The 22,223-nt window shown below is 33.9% G+C and carries 13 protein-coding genes; 9 read left to right on the forward strand and 4 right to left on the reverse strand.

Annotated features, from left to right (window positions below; translation table 11 throughout):
• Nucleotides 1-33: 33 nt before the first annotated feature.
• The 3 genes from gldG to JM658_RS05495 all read right to left on the reverse strand — a co-directional run bounded on the left by gldG (nucleotide 34) and on the right by JM658_RS05495 (nucleotide 3,328).
• Nucleotides 34-1,698 (reverse strand): gliding motility-associated ABC transporter substrate-binding protein GldG, encoded by a 1,665-nt coding sequence (gldG, locus tag JM658_RS05485; RefSeq protein ID WP_236958238.1) that lies wholly within the window; start codon nucleotides 1,696-1,698, stop codon nucleotides 34-36.
• Nucleotides 1,699-1,703: 5 nt separating this feature from the next.
• A complete protein-coding gene (gene gldF / locus JM658_RS05490; protein ID WP_236958239.1) occupies nucleotides 1,704-2,411 on the reverse strand; it encodes a gliding motility-associated ABC transporter permease subunit GldF in 708 nt (235 codons plus the stop codon).
• A gap of 89 nt (nucleotides 2,412-2,500) precedes the next feature.
• Nucleotides 2,501-3,328: an SAM hydrolase/SAM-dependent halogenase family protein gene (locus tag JM658_RS05495; protein ID WP_236958240.1), complete on the reverse strand. Its 828-nt coding sequence runs from the start codon at nucleotides 3,326-3,328 to the stop codon at nucleotides 2,501-2,503.
• Between the two features lie 190 nt (nucleotides 3,329-3,518).
• Here JM658_RS05495 and JM658_RS05500 point away from each other — a divergent pair, with 190 nt between their 5' ends.
• The 4 genes from JM658_RS05500 (at nucleotide 3,519) to JM658_RS05515 (ending at nucleotide 9,410) form a co-directional block, all read left to right on the forward strand.
• The gene (locus JM658_RS05500; RefSeq protein ID WP_236958241.1) at nucleotides 3,519-4,475 is read left to right on the forward strand and encodes a PhoH family protein; all 957 of its coding nucleotides are present in this window, start codon (nucleotides 3,519-3,521) and stop codon (nucleotides 4,473-4,475) included.
• A gap of 1,017 nt (nucleotides 4,476-5,492) precedes the next feature.
• Nucleotides 5,493-6,521 carry a hypothetical protein gene (locus tag JM658_RS05505; RefSeq protein ID WP_236958242.1) on the forward strand — a complete coding sequence of 343 codons (1,029 nt, stop codon included), beginning with the start codon at nucleotides 5,493-5,495 and terminating at the stop codon, nucleotides 6,519-6,521.
• 162 nt (nucleotides 6,522-6,683) lie between these two features.
• On the forward strand, nucleotides 6,684-8,606 hold the full coding sequence (locus JM658_RS05510; protein ID WP_236958243.1) for an ATP-binding protein: 1,923 nt from the start codon (nucleotides 6,684-6,686) through the stop codon (nucleotides 8,604-8,606).
• A gap of 321 nt (nucleotides 8,607-8,927) precedes the next feature.
• Complete coding sequence (locus tag JM658_RS05515) at nucleotides 8,928-9,410, forward strand: hypothetical protein (protein WP_236958244.1); 483 nt, start codon at nucleotides 8,928-8,930, stop codon at nucleotides 9,408-9,410.
• A 243-nt stretch (nucleotides 9,411-9,653) separates the two neighbouring features.
• Here the strand turns inward: JM658_RS05515 and JM658_RS05520 are convergent, their stop codons facing one another.
• Nucleotides 9,654-10,232 carry a LysE family translocator gene (locus JM658_RS05520; RefSeq protein ID WP_236958245.1) on the reverse strand — a complete coding sequence of 193 codons (579 nt, stop codon included), beginning with the start codon at nucleotides 10,230-10,232 and terminating at the stop codon, nucleotides 9,654-9,656.
• Between the two features lie 157 nt (nucleotides 10,233-10,389).
• On the opposite strand from JM658_RS05520, the gene JM658_RS05525 reads away from it, so the two are divergent.
• From JM658_RS05525 to JM658_RS05545, 5 genes are all read left to right on the forward strand, one after another.
• Nucleotides 10,390-11,256 (forward strand): LysR family transcriptional regulator, encoded by an 867-nt coding sequence (locus JM658_RS05525; protein WP_236958246.1) that lies wholly within the window; start codon nucleotides 10,390-10,392, stop codon nucleotides 11,254-11,256.
• Nucleotides 11,257-12,056: 800 nt separating this feature from the next.
• Nucleotides 12,057-13,883: an AAA family ATPase gene (locus JM658_RS05530; protein ID WP_236958247.1), complete on the forward strand. Its 1,827-nt coding sequence runs from the start codon at nucleotides 12,057-12,059 to the stop codon at nucleotides 13,881-13,883.
• 4 nt (nucleotides 13,884-13,887) lie between these two features.
• Nucleotides 13,888-14,523: a 4Fe-4S single cluster domain-containing protein gene (locus JM658_RS05535; protein WP_236958248.1), complete on the forward strand. Its 636-nt coding sequence runs from the start codon at nucleotides 13,888-13,890 to the stop codon at nucleotides 14,521-14,523.
• 98 nt (nucleotides 14,524-14,621) lie between these two features.
• Nucleotides 14,622-20,705: a protein kinase domain-containing protein gene (locus tag JM658_RS05540; protein WP_236958249.1), complete on the forward strand. Its 6,084-nt coding sequence runs from the start codon at nucleotides 14,622-14,624 to the stop codon at nucleotides 20,703-20,705.
• On the forward strand, nucleotides 20,702-22,042 hold the full coding sequence (locus JM658_RS05545; protein WP_236958250.1) for a hypothetical protein: 1,341 nt from the start codon (nucleotides 20,702-20,704) through the stop codon (nucleotides 22,040-22,042). Before JM658_RS05540 ends, JM658_RS05545 begins: the two co-directional genes overlap by 4 nt.
• Nucleotides 22,043-22,223: the final 181 nt, after the last annotated feature.

Consider the following 22,223-nt stretch of genomic DNA (forward strand, 5'->3'; position numbering starts at 1 on the left):
TTGATTTTTTTAATGAAAATAACTTATTAACATTTATAGGGTGTATTTTTTCCTTTTAAGAGTTGTATATAACCACCCGAAAACAAGTATTAAAATTACGGGAACCACTATGTTTATTAGCTTCCATAGTGTTTTCTCTTGATACACTTTTTCTTTATTCAGAAAAGATAAAGCAATCTCTTTAGATCGAATGTTTATAAGTCCGCCATCATCTAATAGGTAATTAACGCTATTAATAAGGAAATCTTTATTTCCATACACTTGTTTTGTCCATTTGTCAATTCCGTTAATTAATGGCTTCTTATTTGCATAATTGTAATTTATAATATCACCATCTGCAATAACAATCATTTTATTTTCTTGAAGCGCTTCTTCTTTATTGTTGGCGCTTTTAAAAGGTTTAACTCTATTTTTAAATGCAGAGGCAAATTTACCTTCTAATAATACACCTAATGTTTTATTTCCATCATTAAAAGTAGCAATGTCTTGCTGTGTATCAAATTCATCTAAACTATATCCTTTTGGAACTCCAACTTCTTTAGATTGCGGCGAACTCTTTAATAGTATGGTTTTATCAATTCCATTTGGCAATGTATCGATAGTATTTGTAAACTCTAATTTTACAACATTTACGCCTTTTGTAATAGGGTGATTATTTCCTGTAGCAACCATAGGAGAATAAAACCAATTGATAGGAATCTCTCCATTCTGATCGGTTACTGTTACTGGCGTAGAAATTAAATCTTGAACTAGTTTTTTATTGATTCGCACCCCATAACGGAAAAGCATATCGTCGAGATTTAAATCTTGAGGATAGGCAAAAGATGAGAATGTTTCATTCTGTAGGCTGTCCAAATCTGCCACCACTTGGTCTACCATCCAAAGAGTCTTTCCGCCATTTACTATATATTGATCTAAGATATATTTTTCAGTTTCAGAAAAGGGCTCTGTAGGCTTAGCAATAATTGTAGCATCAAAGCGATTTAAATTTTCTAATACCTTTTCAGGATTATTAGCCAAAGAGTCCATATTAAATTCTCCGAGCTGGTAATAGTTACGTAAATTCATTATAAAATCTACCAGATATTTATCTTGAATTTCTCCATTTCCTTTAAGAATAGCGATTTTCTTTTTATCAGTAATCGTTAACTGTTTAAAGGCATCAGCAAAAGCATATTCTAATTGTTGTACCGAATTATTAACGCGTTGCTCACTATTGGCACCCAATTTATTCTGTAAGAGCGATACTTTTACAGTTTTCTGTCCCATATTAACCAATGCCCAAGGAAAAAGCACTTCTCGAGACATACTATTACCTTCTTCAATAGTAATAGAAGCAGGGGTGAGGCCCAGTTCTTGTAACGCTTGGATATTCTCTTCTTTAGGATTATTATTATCTAATGGATCGATATAATTTACACGAATCTGGTTATTAACCGTACCAAATTCTTCTAAAAGTTGCTTGGTTTCCGTTTGTAGTCTTTTAAATTCTGTAGGGAGGTTTCCAGAAAGTAAAACATCAATAATAATAGGTTGTGTAGCATTGCTAACGGTAGCTTTAGAAGGATCAGAAAGGGTATAGCGTTTATTTTTTGTAAGATCAAACCTTACATAAAGCTGTGAAGCTATCAAGTTAATTCCAATAAGAATTAGAATCAATACAACTATTTTTGTAGCGTTATTTTTGGGAGATTTCAAAACAGTTACTTCAATTTAAAAATGGTTACTACTAGAAAAAATGTAGAAATACTTATAAAATAGATAATATCTCTAAGGTCTATTACCCCACGGCTAATACTATCAAAATGATGTTTTAAGCTGAAGTTTTCTAAAAAAGAGAGATTTGCCATGTCTGAAAACCCCGAAAACCCATAATAAACAATAAAACAAATAAGCACAGCTCCTATAAAAGCAATAATCTGATTGTCGGTAATAGAAGAAGTAAAAACCCCTATCGATGTGTATGCAGCAATTAAAAATAGGAGTCCGAAGTAAGAACCTATAATGCTTCCGAGGTCGATATTTCCAATGGGATTGGCAAGTTGCCATATGGTAACTACATATAATAAAGTGGGGATAAGCGCTATAACTACTAATATAAAAGCACCAAAGAATTTCCCCAATACAATTTTAGATTTGCTAATTGGTCTGGTGAGGAGGAGCTCTAAAGTACCTGTCTTTTTTTCTTCTGAAAAGCTTTTCATGGTCACAGCAGGAATCAAGAAAAGTAGGATCCATGGTGCCAATTCAAAAAACGGATTAAGATCTGCAAATCCACTTTCTAAGATATTAAAATCACCATCAAAAACCCAAAGGAATAGTCCGTTAAGGACTAAAAACAAACCGATAACTAAATAGGCTATCGGGGTGGAAAAAAAACTACTGATTTCTCTTTTTATTATTGCAGTCACTTAAGTTGTTTAAATTTTAAAAGTTGTTGAATCAAGAAATATAAATATTATAATTATTTAGCATTCTTTAGGTTCAATAACGTATTCATTTATAAAAAATTCACTGTAATAGTATCTCTATAACTTAATCCTAATAGGGTAGAGGCACCGCCAACAGTATCTAAATTACTTCTGTAAATTGCGAGTTCTATAAGAGAAGAGGAGTTAAAAATAGCTAGTTTCTCTCCATCTTTATTAAGAATCTCTGGTGCAGTGAAGTTAATAATATCGCTATATTTTTTATTGATCTTAGTAAATTTATGATTGCGAGCCCATAATTCGAACTCGCGACCTCTTTTATAACGATCAAATAATTGCTTAGGGATATTAGTAATTACATTGCCATAATTATCAATATATATAACGGTTCCGGTAATTTGATTCTCCTCATTGTTAATAATTGGAGATAAACCTTTTAACATTTTCAGTTCAGAAATAGGCTTCCCAATAACCTCCAATGTTCCTCCACGAGAAATATGTCCCGCTACTTTTACAAAAACATCCATCACAGGGAAAACACTCTCAATATGGTCATGGATATTAATCTCCACCATTTTCTCAGGATTAATTTCTTTAGCAAGAAAAGAAAGAATTCCGTTATCGGCACCAATAAAATAATGACCGTCTATTTTAACAGCCACATGTTTATTTTTAGGCGTAAGCTCAGAATCTACCCCAATAATATGGATGCTTCCTTCAGGAAAAGTTTTGTAAGCATTTTTTAAAATATATGCCGCTTCAACAATATTAAAAGGATTTACAAGGTGTGAGATGTCAACAATAGTAGCACTTTCTATTTCGCTAAGGATATATCCTTTTATGGCCCCTACAAAGTGATCCCGCTCTCCAAAATCTGTAGTCAAAGTAATTATAGCCATTTTATAGAAATGTTGATGTTTTTTTAATTTAAGAAAGTGTTTTTTTGTTTAAGTTTGTTAGAAATGGTAACAAACTTAGGTTTGGATAAATGTTTAACACAAACCTACTAAAAAGTAATAGATTTTCCATTTTTATATGTACTTTTTAATGCGAATACTTTTAGATGAATAATCACTTAAAATTAAACATTTGAACGAACTGATCATAGAACTTACAGAAATCAATCCAAAAGACTTTTTTGGACCTAGTAATACGAACATAGATTTATTAAAAAAATATTTCCCGAAGCTGAAGCTTGTAGCCCGCGGAAATAAGATAAAAGCCTATGGCGATGAAGAGATGTTGGAAGAGTTTGACAAGCGATTGGATATGTTGGTTACCCATTTTGGGAAATACAACAAGCTCGATGAAAATACTATAGAGCGTATTCTTACCAGCGATAACGGTCAAGATGAAATGGATGCCAAAATTAATGGCGAAGTACTTTTACACGGTGTAAATGGGCGTTTAATAAAGGCACAGACTGCAAACCAACAGCGACTCGTAGAGCTGATGCGTAAAAACGATATGGTTTTTGCCATCGGTCCAGCAGGAACAGGAAAAACATATACAGGAGTTGCGTTGGCTGTAAAAGCATTAAAAGAAAAGCAAGTAAGAAGGATTATTTTAACAAGACCAGCGGTAGAAGCAGGGGAGAACCTAGGTTTTTTACCAGGAGATTTAAAAGAAAAATTAGATCCGTATATGCAGCCGCTTTATGATGCACTACGAGATATGATTCCCGCAGAAAAATTGGCCAATTACATAGAAACAGGAGTAATCCAAATTGCACCGATGGCCTTTATGCGTGGAAGAACACTAGATAATGCATTCGTTATTTTAGATGAAGCACAAAATACGAGTCATGCGCAAATGAAAATGTTCCTTACCAGAATGGGGAAAAGTGCTAAGTTTATAATTACCGGAGATCCTGGGCAAATAGATTTACCACGTAGAATAACTTCTGGTCTTAAAGAAGCCATTTTGGTACTTAAAGATGTACAAGGAATTGGTATTTTACATTTAGATGATAAAGATGTAATCCGACATAGATTGGTAAAAGAAATTATTAAGTCATACAAAAAGATAGAGCATCATACTTCTTAAATATTATTTTTAAGTTTTAATACAGATTTGCAAATGCACGAATCTGCAAATCTGTATTAAATACTTATCTGTACTACTCTCACAACCACTGTAGCGCTATTTTACTCCAACCGTTGCTATATATTCTATACCCTATAAATGGGAGTCTCTCCATTGCGGTGTAATTCCAAAACGTTTAGATTTTTCAGTTAAAATTTTAGGTGTTTTACAGAACAGTTTAGCAGTATTCATTAAAACTTTAGCTTTTCTGCTGATGTATTTAGGGTTATTACTAATGCTTTTAGTTACCAAGTAGCAGTATTTAGCTTGTTACCTTAAACTTTTAGGTCTGGAGACCATGCTTTTAGGTTTTTTAATGATAAGCATCATTAGTATCATAAAGAGTTTAGGAGCGTTACTACAGTGTTTAGGTCTTTTAAAGATGTTTTTAGCTCCTAAGGCGTAACTTTTAGCTCGACCACCTAAAACTTTAGGTGCCGAACCTAAAGTTTTAAGCACTTTAGTTAAAGGTTGAACTACATTTATTAAAGTTTTGGGTTGCTTAAAGTTCCACTTGGGTGTTTTAATGATATTTATGAGTAAAAAATAGATGTGTTTAAGCTCCGACCCTAAAACTTTAGGTCTGGAGGCTAAAAAAATTAACCTTTTAAGCTAAAATTTTAGGGAGTTTACCTAAAGTTTTAATCGATGCGTTTAAAGTTTTATTTAAATGACCGAAAAACATCATTAAAAGACCTAAACGGGACACCTTTTGACCTAAATGGAGGTTTATTGGTAAGTTGCTAAGTTGCGAATTTGTGAAACTGCCAATTCGCGAATCTGCGAAACTGTAAAACTGCGAATCTGCCAATTCGCTAATCTGCAAATTTGCAGAAGACATTTCTCTATTCTGTACTCTTTTATCTTTACTCTTTTTTTCTAATTACGGTTTCCCGTAAATATTTTCTTAATTGAATTGTTATATTTGAAAGAGAAATAAACGTGAGTGCGTTTGTTTGGGAGTTGTAAGTAATATAGATGAACATAGAGAAATTTAAAGAAAAGTATTGGAAAGACCCAGTTTGGAGTAAAGTATTTGCTGTTGCCATTATTGGAATTGGAGGTTCGCTTTTAACAACAATTTTCATTTGGCTCAAAAGTATTTATGAGGGAATTCCTTTCAAAGAAATATTTGAAAGTGTATTAGCTTACTTTAAGTCTAGCTCAAAAATTAACACATTCTTGCTCTGGCTGATAATAACAGTTCTAGCCGTATTTCTATTTAGTTACGCGATTTTAATTTATAAAAAAATAAAAAAATCACTCGAAAAACCGGAAAGTGATATTCTAGATGAAGAACCTGAACTTCCAAGAACAGGAATGAAATCAACCGCAATTTTTTCTGAGAAACTTGCAGGTGCTTTTACTGGGCAACGAGGGTTCAAATGGTATGAATCCAAAGAAGCAATAATGAGGTTAGAAAAATTCTTTGAACCACCATTAAAATATGAGCCGATTGGAGAAGGAGCAACATCTACACCAATTTGGTGGTTCAGAGCAGGTAGCTCAATGTATATTGACAAATTTAAAAAGTTATCTAGGACAAAATTATTGATAGGAATTAGGGAATTTAAAATAAAAAGAATCGGAGTTTTTATAAGTGATTCATATTATAAATCGTTTATCTACATAGAAACTTCGGGCGAAAAACAAACAGGTGTTTCTAAAATAACCAAAGAAGATATAAAAAGACATATTGATACTTTTGGATATTCTTCAGAGGAATATGCGATTTTTAATAATAAAATAAAACTGACAAGGGAAGAATATGATGACGCCTCAAAAGTTATAAAAGGTAAAGTTGTAGACACTTTTGGCTCTGAATTAAGAGTTAGATTTTTGAGCGACTATAATTTTCTAGTAACAGCAAATCAATCACCTTTTAATTCTAGAAAATTTGACAAAGAATCACACGAGAGTATGAACAAAATATTAAAAGGGGAAATGAAAGCAGATGATTTCATTGAAAGCCTCAAAAAATACGAAAAGAAGGAAATTTATAATTAAGAATCTATTGCCTACAATGGCTATAATTAATTGCTTGTTTTCGCCTACTTCTGAAAATCCTCGCGGATTTTCAGTTTGGCTTGTACTTGCTAAGTTAAGTGCTAACCCACGCAACTATTCATAGCCGAAACCGTTGTGAGCAAGCTAAAAAAACCAATCTGAATGAAATTAAACCAATTAAAACTTAAAAATTTTCGTAGTTATTCTCGCGAAACTAACATTGACATTTCAGATTTAAATGTAATAATAGGAAAAAACGATGTTGGTAAATCTTCAATTTTAGAAGCTTTGGACATTTTTTTCAACGGTAAACCAGACAAGAATGATTTATGTGTTGACAATGACAATTCTAAAATAGAAATCACTTGCTTATTTGATGATTTGCCCGAACAACTAATACTTGATGACACAATAGAAACGAGTTTGAGCGATGAATTTTTATTAAATGAAGATGGGAAACTTGAAATCAAAAAAACTTTTTCAGTTTCAGGAGCAGGTAGTGTTTCAGAAGAATCCGTTATTATTTCGCAATATCCAGATAACGAAAATTTAGGAGATTTACTATCTAAAAAAAGAACTACTTTAAAACTTCAATTCGAAGAATTAGGCATAGACCAAGAAGGAGTTAATAGAACAAAAAGTAGAGAATTAAGAAATGCTATTAGAAACCACTTTTATCCCGATGGAAATATAACAACAAGTAGAACGGAAATAAAAATCGATGGAAAACTTGACAATGAGGATAATAAGAAAAAAATATGGACAAATCTAAAAAAGTATTTGCCTATATATTCATTATTTTTTGTTGACAAACCATTAACAGACCAAGATTCGGATATTCAAGACCCAATGAAGGAAATCATTAAGGAAGTTTTGAAAAGAGACCACATAACACCTTTATTAGAACAATTAAAAGAAGCAGTACAAACTGCATCTACAAATCTCGCCGATGACACGATTAGCAAATTAAATGAATTAGACTCTGAACTTGCAGAAACATTGAGGTCTAATTTCCCAAAGGAGCCTACTTGGAACTCGATATTCAAACTAACTTTAGAAGATGACAGAGGAATTCCACTCAACAAGAGAGGAAGTGGAATGCGTCGTTTAGTATTATTAAGTTTCTTTAGAGCACAAGTTGAAAATAGAAGAACTGCAAATGCACCAAATATAATCTATGCTTTAGAAGAGCCTGAAACATCCCAGCATCCAGATTTTCAGTTAATGATTGTTAATGCTCTAAAAGAATTAGCTGAAACAGATAATGCACAAGTATTTTTTACAACACATAATTCCAATTTAGCGAAAGAAGTACCAAAAAAATCATTGAGATATGTTCATTGGAACGTTGACAGAATTAATGTCGAAAGTGGTTTAAATGCTGATGGAACGGATAATATAGAGATTATTGATAAAATAATTGAAACGTTAGGTGCTTTACCTGACCCAAAAAATAAAGTAAAGGTTTTAATATTTGTAGAAGGAGAAAATGATATTAACGGTCTGATAAACATTAGTAAACTTCTTAACCAAGATGATGATTCAATTATAAATTTAGAGAATAACGAAACTGTAGCGTTCATACCAACTGGTGGCTCTCAATTAAAATTTTATATTGAGAAAAAATATTTGGATGGACTTCTTCAATCGCAGGTTCATATTTATGATTCTGATATTCCTGACTATGTACAAAGTGTCAAAGCAATGAATGCAGAAGGAAATGATTCAAAAATTGGATTTAACACAGTAAAAACGGAATTTGAAAACTATCTACATCACGAAGCTATTAATGAATGTTATTCAGATTTGCATATAAATATCAATCTTGACGTAATAACTGATGTAGAAGATGTACCCTTAAAAGTAGCAATGGCAGTACATCAAGCAACAAACGGTACTGATTGGGATGAAATAAATCCTGACCCAATTAAGACAGCGGAAAAACAAAAGAAAAAAATATCAAAAGTTAAAAAGCATCTGAATAATGGAGCGGTTGAAAAAATGACAATTGATAGAATTAAAGAACGTGGCGGATATGATGAACTCAAGAGTTGGTTAGAATGTATAAAGAAATTTACAGCGTAGAAAGCCAGCTCACAACAAAGTACCGTGGTAAAAAGCAATTGAAATAGTAAAAGGGTTAGATAAAACATTTTTAGCGAAAAACATTACTGGTAACAATGTATCTAATGAAAAGCACTAGTCCAGTTTTTCAAAGTTAATATTTAGCATTGTAAAGTTGTAAAACTGCAAAGTCGCGAATCTGCAAATTAGCAGAAGGTATTTCTTTTATCTTCACTCTTTTTTCTGATTACGGATTCCCGTAAATAGTTTATTAATTGAATTGTTATATTTGGAGGAGAAATAAACGTGAGTGCGTTTGTTTGATAGTAAGCAACAATTAAAGTGAAACCGATAACAATTTTAATAACTGTCATTTTTTCTGTATCAGGATATGGGCAAGAATTTTCCAAATCTGATTTTGTAAAAACGAATTGGTTTGTGAATAATTTAGATGGAGCATTTACGAAAAATGATACTCTAAAGTTTATCAAATATTCGAATAAAGCAGGAGACGAAGAATATATCGAATACAAGGAATATGAATTAAAGTATTTTGGACACGGATATTTTGTTGAATTGGATTTTAAGCGTGGACGTAAAATGAATTATCGCTTTAGAGTGAATAATTATGCAACAGGTTACGATTTTAAAAAATACAGATGGGAATTTGATAAAAAAACATCTATAATTTCAATTTTTCAAGATGGAATAATAATGATGAAAATTAAACCGATTAAGAAAAATAAAATACAAATTGAATCACGTTTAGCGAAAGACAACGGATTATTGGAAACGACAGAAATAACATTTTTGCGGATAAAATAACTGTTGCTAACAATGGCTCCTATGAAAAGCACTAGTACAGTTTTTCAAAGTTAATATTTAGTATTGTAAAGTTGTAAAATTGCAAAGTCGCGAATCTGCAAATTGGCAGAAGGCATTTCTTTTTCTATACTCTTTAATCTTTTCTTTTTTTTTCTGATTACGGTTTCCCGTAAATATTTTCTTAATTGAATTGTTATATTTGGCTGAGAAATGAGCGTAATTGCGTTTGTTTGGGAATTGTAATTAATTTTTAGTTAATGCAATTTTTATTCCCATCAGAATAAATACTAATCCACTTAATTTATTTAACCAAAGTCCAGCACTTGGATTGTTCTTAAGTTTTTTAGAAAAAGCACTTGCAAAAATGGTTAAAATTAAAAACCAAACAATTCCAATTATCGCATAAGTAAGACCTAGTATAATAAATGGAACAGGGTTTTCCATTTGAGTAGGGTTGATGAATTGAGGAAAAAATGCCAAGAAGAATAATGCAACTTTTGGATTTAATGTATTAGTCAAAAATCCAGACCAAAAATCATTTTTCCCCTTTTCTAGAATTTGTTTCCCATCATCTGTTGGCAAAAAAGTCTTCTTGTTTTTAAACTTCAAAAACCCTAAATAAATTAAATAGAGAGCGCCTATATATTTTATTATTGTAAATGCGTATACTGAATTAGCAATAATGACAGACAATCCCAACGCAGCAAATAGAGTATGTGTTAAAACCCCTGTATTTACGCCTAAAGTGGCATAAACACCTGACTTCCGACCTTGAGCTATAGACTTGTTCAGAACAAATATTGTGTCGATTCCTGGCGTCATTATAAAATTAACGCCGTTATCATAAAAGCAAATATATTTTCGATTCCCATCATTTCCTTTTTTTTAAATTAAGCTAAAACTTTCAACAAATAAACTACTTGGGATTCAATTTTAAAATACATATTTTTGATTAATTAATGCAAAAAACGCATTACTCATGACGATACAACAAATTAAATACTTTTTAGAACTTGCTAAAGAACTTCATTTTTGGAATACGGCAGAGAAGGTTTTTATATCGCAGTCCTCATTGAGCAGACAAATCCAAGCATTGGAAGATGAATTACAAATACAACTTTTTCAAAGGGACAAAAGAAATGTCAAGCTTACCAACGCAGGTAAATTTCTTCAAGAGCATTGGACAGAGAAAATCAAGGAGTTTGAACAAATAATAAGGCAGGCAAAAAAAATTGAAGATGGAAAAGTAGGAACTATTTCAATAACTTATCCAGGTTCTATCGCTTATGAGTTTTTGCCAAAATTCTTGGAGGTTTTAAGCAATAATATGCCTGATTTAAAAACAGAATTAACAGAACCAACAGACGAAAATCATGAAAAGCTTTTATTGGACTTTAAAACCGATATAGCATTTAGTAGAGATGAAATTAATAATGCAAATATTGACACTCAAAAACTTTATTCTGAACCAATATGTTTGGTCGTTCCTAAAAACCATAGGTTAATCAAGAAAGAGATTACTGGATTAGAGAATGAAAAGTTCATTATTTCGGGTTTGCATCAAACAACCTTTTTTGCCTCATTATTAAGATCGTGGTTTTCAAAAAAAGGAATAGAACCTAAGACTATAATTGAATCGGATTTTGGAGGAATGATAATAAACCTCGTTTCAAAAGGACTTGGAATCTCTATTTTACCATTGTCGTTTAAATCGGCACAAGTAGAAAATGTTGAGTTTATAGAATTAGAAGAAAAAATAGATTTATACATAAATTGGCGAAAAAAGGAACTGAATGACACAATTAAAAAAGTAATTGAACTTGCTGAAAATATTGTGGTAAAATAAAAACTGTTCTAACAACGTACTCTTTATAAAGTACTAACTTATTATTCTATCGTCTAGATTTTTAAATTCATGAATGAACTAATCAGCAAATTGAATAAGGCATTTCTTTTTTCTATACTCTTTAATCTTTTCTCTTTTTTACTGATTATGGATCCTCGTAAACAGTTTCTTAATTGAATTGCTATATTTGAAGGGGAAGTGAGTGAGAGTACTACGTTTTGCAAATTTAAGAATGAAATTCTAAAACTGAAAAATCGGAATTGCCTTACACTACTTAAAACTCTATCATTTAGTATAGACAGAGTAAATTTTTGAACAAACTTATTGAAATTTAAATCTTGATGGAATAGCATCAATTTTGAAGTGAAAAACCTAGAACTTTAATTTAAATTTCTTGAAAAATTTACCAATGCGAAATTTTTAAAAATACATGGAACAACAGTTCATAACCTCAATTACTCTTTATTTTGTTTATGTTTAGAAAAATATCGTAAATTCACTCCGTGCCTGCGGTTATACTCTTAGTCAGCAATAATTAAAAATGAAAATGAGATATAATATCATATTGCTTTTATTAACATTCTTTTAGTTTGTTGAGAGGAAGAAAATGACTTGAAAGAGTTTAAATGGACAAGAGCTTTCGAAGGATGGTGGAATGGTTGATACTTCCATTAAAGAAAAAGAGATCGTAGAAGCTAAAACTAAGAATGATTTATAATTGTATGGAACTCCGTTAAAATAAAGTTTGAAGAGTTCGCAAATGAGATAAAAGTGTTGAATTTTAGTTTGAATATATAATAATGAAAGATACTAAGGAAAGGTGGTTGAGAGATTTTCGGAGATTTCTTCCTTTAAAAAGTCAGTTTGTCCTCTCTGGAAACACAAAGGATCTACAACTAACTTCAAATGATTCTAAAGGTTTTGGGTGGCATAAACTTGAAAATGTGATTGATGTAGAATTAAAGAATTACGGATATAGTCAGGTAGTTTATTACAATCCACTACAAGGATTTGAGATTCCTTTTTTCGAAGGAGAAGTTAAAGAAAAAGAAGCAATGTTCAAAGAGTTGCAGATTCCTTTGAAGAGAGATGATGGAGTATATAGCAATTTGACAACTTTTGATACTGTTTTACGAAACATTGTCGATTATGGTAAGAAGCCGATTGCACTTATTATTGATTTTGCCTCTCAGTTTTTAATAAATCCTGAAAATTTGCTCAAGGCAGAACATGATACTTTTACTCAAGCACACGTTTTATCCCAGAAGGCAGAAACGAGACCGTTTGGATCACCAACAAAACCTTTCTATAGCAGCATAATTTGGGTAGTAGACAAGGAAGGTGATTTGCCAGATTGGATGATCATCAATAACCCCAAGATCCGTCATATCCCCATTGGTAAACCTGATCATATTGCACGTAGACGATTGTTAACTCCGTTGGTACAAGGGTTTTTCTATCCCCACCCAGAAAAAGCTGAAAAAGTCATCGATGATTTTGTGGAAGAAACTGAAGGATTGTTATTACTCGATTTGGTAGCGATTTTGGAATTGGCTAGATCTGAGGGAATTTCCATTAATCACATTGCGGATGCAGTGAGACGTTACAAGTTGGGAGTAACAGAAGATCCTTGGATGAAAGTTGACAGAAAGAAAATTGAAGAAGGTGAAGCCTACATCCGAACTCGTGTAAAAGGTCAGGATCATTCCGTACAGCATTTGATGGACATTGTAAAACGTGCTATCACAGGAGTTGGTTCTTCCAAAAGAAACAATCGTCCTAGAGGTGTAGTTTTCTTGGCAGGACCAACTGGAGTTGGAAAAACGGAGTTAGCAAAAGCCATGACTAGTTTGCTCTTTGGAGATGAAAGTTCTTATATTAGATTTGACATGTCTGAGTTTAGTGCCGAACATGCTTCACAACGATTGATTGGAGCACCTCCTGGTTACGTAGGATATGATGTGGGAGGGGAGTTGACTAACGCTGTTAGAGAGAAGCCATTTAGTGTAGTCTTATTTGATGAAATTGAAAAAGCACATCCGCGAATCTTAGATAAATTTTTGCAAATTTTAGATGATGGAGTTCTCACAAGCGGACGTGGAGATAAAGTCTATTTTTCAGAAACTTTAATCGTGTTCACATCTAACTTAGGAATATATAAACAGTCAGTAACAGGGGAACGCGTTCCAAATGTTCGCTACGAAAACCCTTACGAAGTAGTTGAAGAAAAGGTGAAGGAAGAAATCGATCGCTATTTCAAATTTGACTTGAATCGCCCCGAGTTATTAAATAGAATTGGAGAAAACATTATCGTATTTGACTATATACGAAAAGACGTTGGTGAACTCATTTTCGATATGATGATCGACAATCATATTAACGACATTCAAGAACAATTGGAGATCACTATAAAGTTAGATTTCAATGTAAGAAATCAATTAAAACAATTATCCATTTCCGATTTAACCAATGGAGGACGTGGTGTTCGTAATATGATCGAATATCATTTTATTACACCCATTTCAAGGGCTTTGTTTTCATTGAACCCATCCAAAGGAGATGTAGTGGAAGCAATTGAAATTTTCAACGAAAATCGATCCACTCATATTAAACTCCAATGTACTTAACTCCATGAAAATAGGAATTTCTAGATTGCATTTTCCAGTTACAACTCTTGGTCCTGGAAAACGAATTGGAATTTGGCTCCAAGGATGTTCCATTCATTGTGAAGGTTGCATTTCTGTGGATACGTGGCAATTTGGAATAAATTCTGTTTCCTTAGATGAGGTGAAAGTATTGTTGAGGCGATGGTTGCCTGAGAGCGATGGAATCACTATTTCAGGAGGAGAACCTTTCGATCAAGAAGAAGCATTGTTTGAATTGTTAAAATTTTTAAGAACATATCAAAAATCGATTTTGATGTACAGTGGATATTCTTTTACAAAGTTGAAAGCGAAAAAAGAAATTAGAGATGGTTGGATTGATGTATTAATTTCAGAACCTTATGATTATCAGCAGTCACAAACCAAAATTTTGATGGGAAGCGATAATCAACAAATTCATTTACTTACTAAATTGGGAAAATGTGATTTTGAAAGCTACTTAGAAAAATCACCTGAGAAAAAATTAGATGTACAGTTTGAAAGTGATTCAGTTTGGATGGCGGGAATTCCTAGAAATGGAATGTTTGAAATTGCGGAAACTGCCAAAAATAATAATGTTCATCTACAACACACACAAGGAGTCATAAAGCGTAAAAAGTCATGAAGTATATAAGAGTTTGTCCATCCTGTGGGAGTCAACGACCCGTCCGCGAAATGTATTGTAAGAACACAGTAAAGGAGAGTTCTTGTGATTGGTTGTTGATGAATGTCAAGCAAACTCCCATTGGTGGTACTATTGAAATTAAAGTAGAAGATGAATCAGTTCAACAGTACTGTGAAAATGGTCATGAAATTGGTTCAGGTGATTTTATGTGCATGGAATGTGGAGCCGATATTGAGGATACGCCTAATGCAGTTGAGAAAGATATAATTCGGAAAATTGAGGCTTACACGTTGGTGGAAAACATTCAAAATTCCAGCGCTATCAAAGAGTGTTTTTTAGTCAAAAACAATCAAGGAAAAATTTACTTCATGACACTCTACCATAAAGATTGTGAACCTGACAAAGCCATATACAGTGTGTTGCAAAAATCAGATACAGATCATGTAGCGGAGTTGATTCAAATAGGTATTTGGGAAGATCGTTTTTTCGAAGTTACGGAACTAATCACAGGAAGTTCTATCGAAAAAACAGCCTATTTAGAAGAAGCGAGGATTGAAAAATTAGTCGATGAGATTGGACGAGCTTTACGAGATTTTTCTGACTCAGGAATCCGCCATCGAGATTTAAGTCCAAATAATATTTTGATTCGCGACAAAGACAGTTTTGATCTCGTGATCATAGATTTTAGCTCTGCACGTTTGTCCGACTATGACTTAGATACAGATACACCGTTAGAACTCACACGATACACAGCTCCCGAAGCTATCATAGGAGGCATAAGCCCTGCTTCAGATTGGTGGAGTTTGGGAATGGTAGTTTTAGAGCAAGTTACCAAAGGAAGCTTTTTTCAAAACATTAACGACAAAGCCTTTTTGATTCATTTGGTAACTCGAGGTGTACAATTACCAACAGATATCAACGAGCGATTTTTATTATTATTAAAAGGGTTGTTGTGCAGAGATCCACTTAAACGATGGAATTGGCAACAAGTCGAAAAATGGCTGAACAGAGAATATGTCGCTCCACCTGAAGAATTCGAAAGGCCAGTTACTCAGAAAACTGAAAAAAGTATCAAACTTGGCAAGGAGATTCATGTCAATCCAAGTTATTTTGCTTTATCCGCTGCTGAAGAATCCAATTGGGAGAACGGATTGTCAGTATTCACTTCTGGTGAGTTGTCTAGTTGGATTGATGAAACAATACAAGATAAAAAATTAACTTCTACTATCAGAAATCTTCGAACTATGGAAGGTATCGATTTGGAGTGGCGATTTTCATTAACCCTGATGCATTTGAACAAATCCTTACCACTTACTTGGCGAGGTCAAATTATCATTCCCGCTTGGTTGTTAAGCAATCCAGAAATGGCAACACAATTGATTGAAGGAAAGATTCCATCATATTTAGAAGACATAGATCGTGAAAAATGGCTGGTGAGTCTAAAATCCAGAAAACTAAATATCGCCAGAAAAGCAAAGAATCTAGAAATAAATTTGAATCAAGATCGATTTACACTTAATGCCTTGAGTACTTCACGAGTGAGATTGAAATCTGAAATGGATTTATTGCGTCAACTTTATCCTGATGCAAACAATATGAGTTTGTCCAATCTAATGGGCGACCTCAGGCTTAGTGAAGAAGACTTAATTCTTATTATTAGTGCCGAACGGAATCAATTTGACGCATTAGAACAATTGGTGAAAGATACACTAGAACTTGCGAAAAGGAACCAAGTCGAAGTAAGCAATGATTTTTGCAGAGAATTTTTAGTCAAGTCGAGAGTGGAAATTTATGAGTTACTCATCCAACATTTGGAAGGATTTTCTAGAAGTAAGAACGAAGCATTGAATCGCTGGGCAGAACAATTTCGAATCGAAAAACGATTACCACTCATCCAATCTATTTTATGTTTGTCGTTGCCCAAAGAAAAATGGATTACACCACCGAAGCATGAATATGCATCAAGTTTGTTACAGTTTTATGAGAAGAAAATCATCCATGCTTCTTCCCGTGGACCTTTAGTAAGACTGACCATTTCTACACATTCTGCACGAATTGATATAGCTGAATTTGGAACATCATTCAAGCCGTCAGAAAAGATTTTACTGCGAATTATCAATCGTTCATCTAGCACCGAAACGGTAGATCCAATTGCCTTTAGTGAGAATAACTTGTTAGAACGACGTACCCGAAGAATGCTTTTGAAAGCTGACAATTTCAAACGCGATACTGGGTTGGATTCCTTGTACATGGGCTTCCCGTTCTTAGTTAGTCAAGGAAGATTAAAACATCGACCGCGAATCTTACCGATTTTATTGTGGCCTGTAAACCTTGTTTTGAATAATCGTGGTGCACCACGATTGAATATTGCATTTGACAAACACAATGGTGAAGTAAGAATTAATCCAGCATTGTCTAGTGTTTTAGATAGCGATGGTTTCGAAAGAATCAAGAAACTTTGCATTGAAATTCTAGCTAGACAAAGTTTGACTATTCAAGAAGTAATTGATGTATTGGGATCATTTATCACACCTAAAAGCATCGAATTGACAACTCATCCTTCGGTTTCCTACATGCGAAAAGAGTCTGGGCAAGAGCTCTATTGCTCCGCAGTCTTTTTCAATGCCAACTTCACAGGACAAGCCATTAGTGAGAACATGCGAATGTTGCAAAAATTACCGCATTCCAATACCGCAATGGAATCTATGTTAAAGATTAACGAGCCTGAAACTATCAAGTTTGAAGAGAAGGTTAAGGAAAGCAATCGATATACAGTCGTTGCGGTCGATCCATCTCAAGAAAAAGCAGTATTACAAAGTCGATTAAATCCTGGAATCGTCATTGAAGGTCCACCAGGAACAGGTAAAAGTCAGACAATTGTTAACATCATAGCTGATAGTATCGGGCGGCAAGAAAAGGTCTTGGTAGTGTCACAAAAACGAGCTGCCATTCAGGTAATTCTAAAGAGGTTGGAAGCTATCGGGTTGGAACAACGGGTAATCACGATTACAGATATTAGTCGAGACCGACAAGCTACGATTCAGAGTGTGAGAGAGCAGATTCCGAATTTCTTGGAGAAATTACAACACAATAGTTTACTTACAGAAATTGAGATTCAACGTAACAGTGTTGCTAAGCAAATCGATCGAATTGAATCGGAATTGAATGTTTTACCTGAAGAGATTCATAGTATGGACGACGTATCTGGGACAACCTATAGAAACATTCTTTCTGAGTTGATTGAATTGCAATCCAAAGTTTACATCGATGTTCCAGAAGCTCGCGGATTCCTAGAATTCAAAACTGCCGATGATCTCAATCGACTTGAAGAACAAATCAAAGGCTTGATCCATTATTGGATGCCTTCAGCGTATGAAAGGAGCTCTTTGGTTAATTTCAAACTTACTCAATTTGACGAATCCACGAGAAATGCTGTTCAGGCAGATTTGGAAAAGTTTCATCAAGTAGAAGAAAAACGAGTCGCTTGTTTGGAACAAACTTCCAATATATTTGATGGACTAGAAGCTCAATATTATGGGGATTGGCTAGATCAACATGGACAAAAAATAGAATGCATTTCGGAAAGTGATGTGTTCAATATTCAGCAATGGTTTGACTTGTTATACGATGAATACAATAATACTTCCATCGCTCAAGATATTTCTAAAGAACTCGATAAAATCTCTAGACAAGTAGAAGAGTTGATAGCGAGTTCACAATACGAACATTTTTCAGAAAGCTTACAAAAGTTAAGTGATAAAGAGTTAGAGAAACTCAAAAGCAGCTGTGATTATTTCTTGAGCAAGTCCTTTTTTAAATTTTTGAATCCTTTTGGTTTCGTTTACAAAGATCGACTTAAGAAAATACTGAAACCACAACATTTAAAACCCAACTCAACATCGGTTCATGAGTTAACTGTAGTTATAGGACAAGAGCAGTCATTTCGCAGTTATCGAAGTCAATTTTTTAGACGATTAGACAAGCTCAAAGTTGTTAAAGAGAAAATTGCTGGAGTCAAATTTTTGCGAGTGAAAATTGGAAGCAAAAACAATGAATTACAAGAAGCTATTCAATGGGTAGATCGCATTAAGAGTTGTCCATTAAAAAATGAAGCGAGAAAGGTATTGAAAACAGGCATCGTTTCAGAATATCAAGAATTTGTGACCAACCTAAAAGATGCCCACGAACGTTATAAATCCAAACAATCATCCCAAGAAAAATTAACTTCTTTAAGTGAATGGTTAGAGCCTAAAATTACTGAAGAGTTTGCAGCTGAAATTAGAAAGAATGGCACCAATATTTCCATGTTGCAACAAATGCTATTGGATATGGAACACTACATTCCTTATCAAAAATTCAGAATGCGTTTGGGTACTGGAAATGATCATAGTAGCTTACTGAGATTGTTCAGTTTGCTTAGAGAGTATGAAGATAAAATTGCTAACTTTCCCTCTGATGAATGGAGTAGTGTGATTCAAACAACAATCCGAAGAGAGGGATTGTTCGGATGGAAACAACGAATCGAAAAAGAATCACCATCCTTGTTGATGAGTGAACGCGAAATTCAACTCAATATTGAATCTTTGGAAAATTTACTCGTAAGAATACGTGATCTCAACCGACAATTACTCAATTTGAGTATTGACGTGAACAAGTTAGGATCGAAATCCGAATGGAATAATATCACGCGATTACGAGGAAAGAACTACAAAAAATTACGAGAATTCATCAGATTAGGAACTGATATAGGGTTAATGGATTTACGCCCTGTTTGGTTGATGAGCCCAGAAGTTGTCTCCCAAGCTATTCCATTACAATCAGGATTATTTGATGTGGTAATTTTTGATGAAGCTTCGCAAATGCTTATCGATCACTCAATTCCTGCACTCTATCGAGCCAAAAGAGTGATTATAAGCGGAGACGAAAAGCAAATGCCACCGACTGGATTTTTTGCACAAAAATTGGACGATGATGAAGATGAGCAAGAATTGAGTTTGAGTGAAGATCATTCCGAAGCAGAACTGGCACGTTATCAAGACGCTTGGAATCGCAAAGAAGTCAAAGACTGTCCTGATTTACTAACCTTGGCAAAATCAGTATTGCCAGTAACGACCTTAGAGATTCACTATCGATCTCAATTCCAATCTTTGATTAAGTTCTCTAACCATGCTTTTTATGGAGGGCAATTACATGTTCCTGCTTTTCATCCGAAGAATGTAATTATCAGCAAAAAACCACTGGAAGTTTTGCGTATTAATGGAGTTTACGATGAGCAAACCAACGATGCAGAGGCAGATGCTTTGATAGATTATATTTCAGAGCACTGGCAGCTTCCTGAATCAGAGCGATTTAGTGCGGGAATTGTGACTTTCAATAAGAAGCAGGCAGAACTCATTGAAGACAAAATTCAAGAACGTGAACTGAATGATGAAGTTTTTCGAAAAGTGTTGAATAAAGAACGAAACAAGCAACAAGAAGGAGAAGATATGGGATTCTTTGTGAAAAATGTAGAGAATGTACAAGGAGACGAACGTGATATGATTTTGTTTAGCACTACTTTCGGGTTAAATCCGCATGGGGTATTTCGTAGAAATTTTGGAGCCTTAGGTCATCGAGGTGGAGAACGACGTTTGAATGTTGCTATCACACGTGCGCGCTACAAAGTAGTTATTGCTACCTCGATGCCTATTAAAGATATTTCTGATGTTTTATCCACAGGTCGACCGCCTTCTAAACCTAGAGATTTCATTCAGTCATATCTGAACTTTTCGGAGATTCATTCCAACGGTCAGATTGACATCGCCACAAACAAAGTGAAAAGGTTCTCAGCAAATAATTCAATAGAAGACATTCAATTAAAAAACGATGGATTCAAGAATACTGTGAAATCCTATATTGAAAGTTTAGGATACGAGGTCGTGGAAAACAACGATTATAATGTGTTTTATTTGGATTTAGCCATCGAAAACAACGGTCGATTTGTTTTGGGAATTGAATGCGATTCACCGAAGAATGTCTTGTTAAAAAAAGCACGATATCGCGAATTGTGGCGATTACAAGTTTTAAAGAAAACTATCCCAACAATTTATAGAACCACGTCCTATCGATGGTTGAAAGATAGCAAAACAGAACAAGATCGATTGAAAAAAGCAATAGAACATGCCATAAATACCAACATATGAGTGGACCCAAAGTAGTACGGATTGTAACGCCAGAAGAGCGAGAAATAATCAAAGCCCGATGGTTGACTAGATTGCAACATAACATTGAAAATCTGAAGGAGTATGCCAAGAAAAGTGATGTACTTAATGACGAACTGATGCGTGGTTTAGAAGGAACCTTGTCACATTACCAAGCAATTTCGGCAGACGAATACGAAAAGATTGAACGTGAAGTTCCAAATCAAATTAAGTATTTGAAAGCTGAAAAAGCCAAATTGGTAAAGAAAGTTACCAAAGAGAAAACCTCTACATGGGATCATTATCGAAAACTAAAAAGTACACTTCATGAGTTGCAAAAACTAATGCAAGAAAGAAATGTTTCATTTGAAGCCATTGAAGAGCCCAAGTTGCTAACCAAAAAGAGTATATCGCATTTTGGGGAGCAAGTAGATGCTATGTACGATCTGTTGAAGGCAGATTTGAATCTACAAGGAAGTTTGACTACAGAGCAAAAGGAAATTCAAAAACGGCTATCAGCTGGGGATTCTTTATTGTTAGTGGAAGTTTGGAGTAAAGATATTCCCAAAGAATTAAACCGACAGCAGAAGTTTGAACAAACCTTAAGAGATTTATATATAGACGATGTTTCTGAAGATAAGATCCAAGAGTTTATACACAAAGTGAATCAACTAAATCAAAGTGATATACACTACATAATACAGCTAGACTCTTTAATTCTAGAAGCTGCAACTTTCCACAAAGAACAATTGGAACTAAGAACTGCCAAACAAGAATTAAGGGAAGCCTTACAGCTGCTAAAAGGATTAAATCAAGAATTAACAATAATCATAAAATGGGAATCGTTAATAACCACTAATAACACTAAAAAGATTCATAGAGTAACTCAAAGAGCTAAACAATTGTACGAAGAAATCTCAGAGACTATCATTGTAGAAACTCGTCGAGCAGCGATTGAGAAAGCATTAACTAAAGTAGGATACGAAGTTAACGATAACATGGAAACTGCTTGGGTAGACAACGGTCGATTGGTAGTAAAAAAAGCTAAAAACTCTTTGTATGGAGTGGAGTTTATGAGTCCAAAGAACTTGTCGAGAATTCAGGCACGAGTAGTAGCTGACGAAAATCGATCTCAAGAGAGAAGTCATAGATTGGACAAACATCAAGAAGAGATTTGGTGCGATGATTTTACCGAGATTCGAGAGATTTTAGAAAAGGAAGACTTATCTATTCGCATTGAAAAAGCAAATGCGGTTGGAGCTATTCCCATCAAGGAAGTTAAATTAGAGAGCAGGTTTACGAGAAATATCCAATCCGTCAAAAAGAAAAAAACTCTATAAATAATGTCGAGATAAAAGGTTAAAGAGAAGAAGATGAATATCAATTTGGTTGTTTAGGATTACATTTTGAAAGTTTGAGGTTGGCATATCCGAAAAAATCGTAAGGCACTTAAAAAAAAGTGTGAAATCAGCGAGTGAATATCCATGTGGAGTAAGTAAAAATAGATTTTTTTAAGATCGA

This window comes from Joostella atrarenae, assembly GCF_021764745.1.
In the GTDB taxonomy this organism is placed as follows: Bacteria; Bacteroidota; Bacteroidia; order Flavobacteriales; family Flavobacteriaceae; genus Galbibacter; species Galbibacter atrarenae.

What these genes read in the sequence shown, in the direction of transcription:
- JM658_RS05510 (WP_236958243.1), top strand. Translation starts at nt 6,684, where the DNA reads ATGAAATTAAACCAATTAAAACTTAAAAATTTTCGTAGTTATTCTCGC.
- JM658_RS05545 (WP_236958250.1), top strand. Translation starts at nt 20,702, where the DNA reads ATGAGTGGACCCAAAGTAGTACGGATTGTAACGCCAGAAGAGCGAGAA.
- JM658_RS05495 (WP_236958240.1), bottom strand. Translation starts at nt 3,328, where the DNA reads ATGGCTATAATTACTTTGACTACAGATTTTGGAGAGCGGGATCACTTT.
- JM658_RS05525 (WP_236958246.1), top strand. Translation starts at nt 10,390, where the DNA reads ATGACGATACAACAAATTAAATACTTTTTAGAACTTGCTAAAGAACTT.
- JM658_RS05540 (WP_236958249.1), top strand. Translation starts at nt 14,622, where the DNA reads ATGAATGTCAAGCAAACTCCCATTGGTGGTACTATTGAAATTAAAGTA.
- JM658_RS05505 (WP_236958242.1), top strand. Translation starts at nt 5,493, where the DNA reads ATGAACATAGAGAAATTTAAAGAAAAGTATTGGAAAGACCCAGTTTGG.
- JM658_RS05520 (WP_236958245.1), bottom strand. Translation starts at nt 10,232, where the DNA reads ATGACGCCAGGAATCGACACAATATTTGTTCTGAACAAGTCTATAGCT.
- JM658_RS05530 (WP_236958247.1), top strand. Translation starts at nt 12,057, where the DNA reads ATGAAAGATACTAAGGAAAGGTGGTTGAGAGATTTTCGGAGATTTCTT.
- JM658_RS05535 (WP_236958248.1), top strand. Translation starts at nt 13,888, where the DNA reads ATGAAAATAGGAATTTCTAGATTGCATTTTCCAGTTACAACTCTTGGT.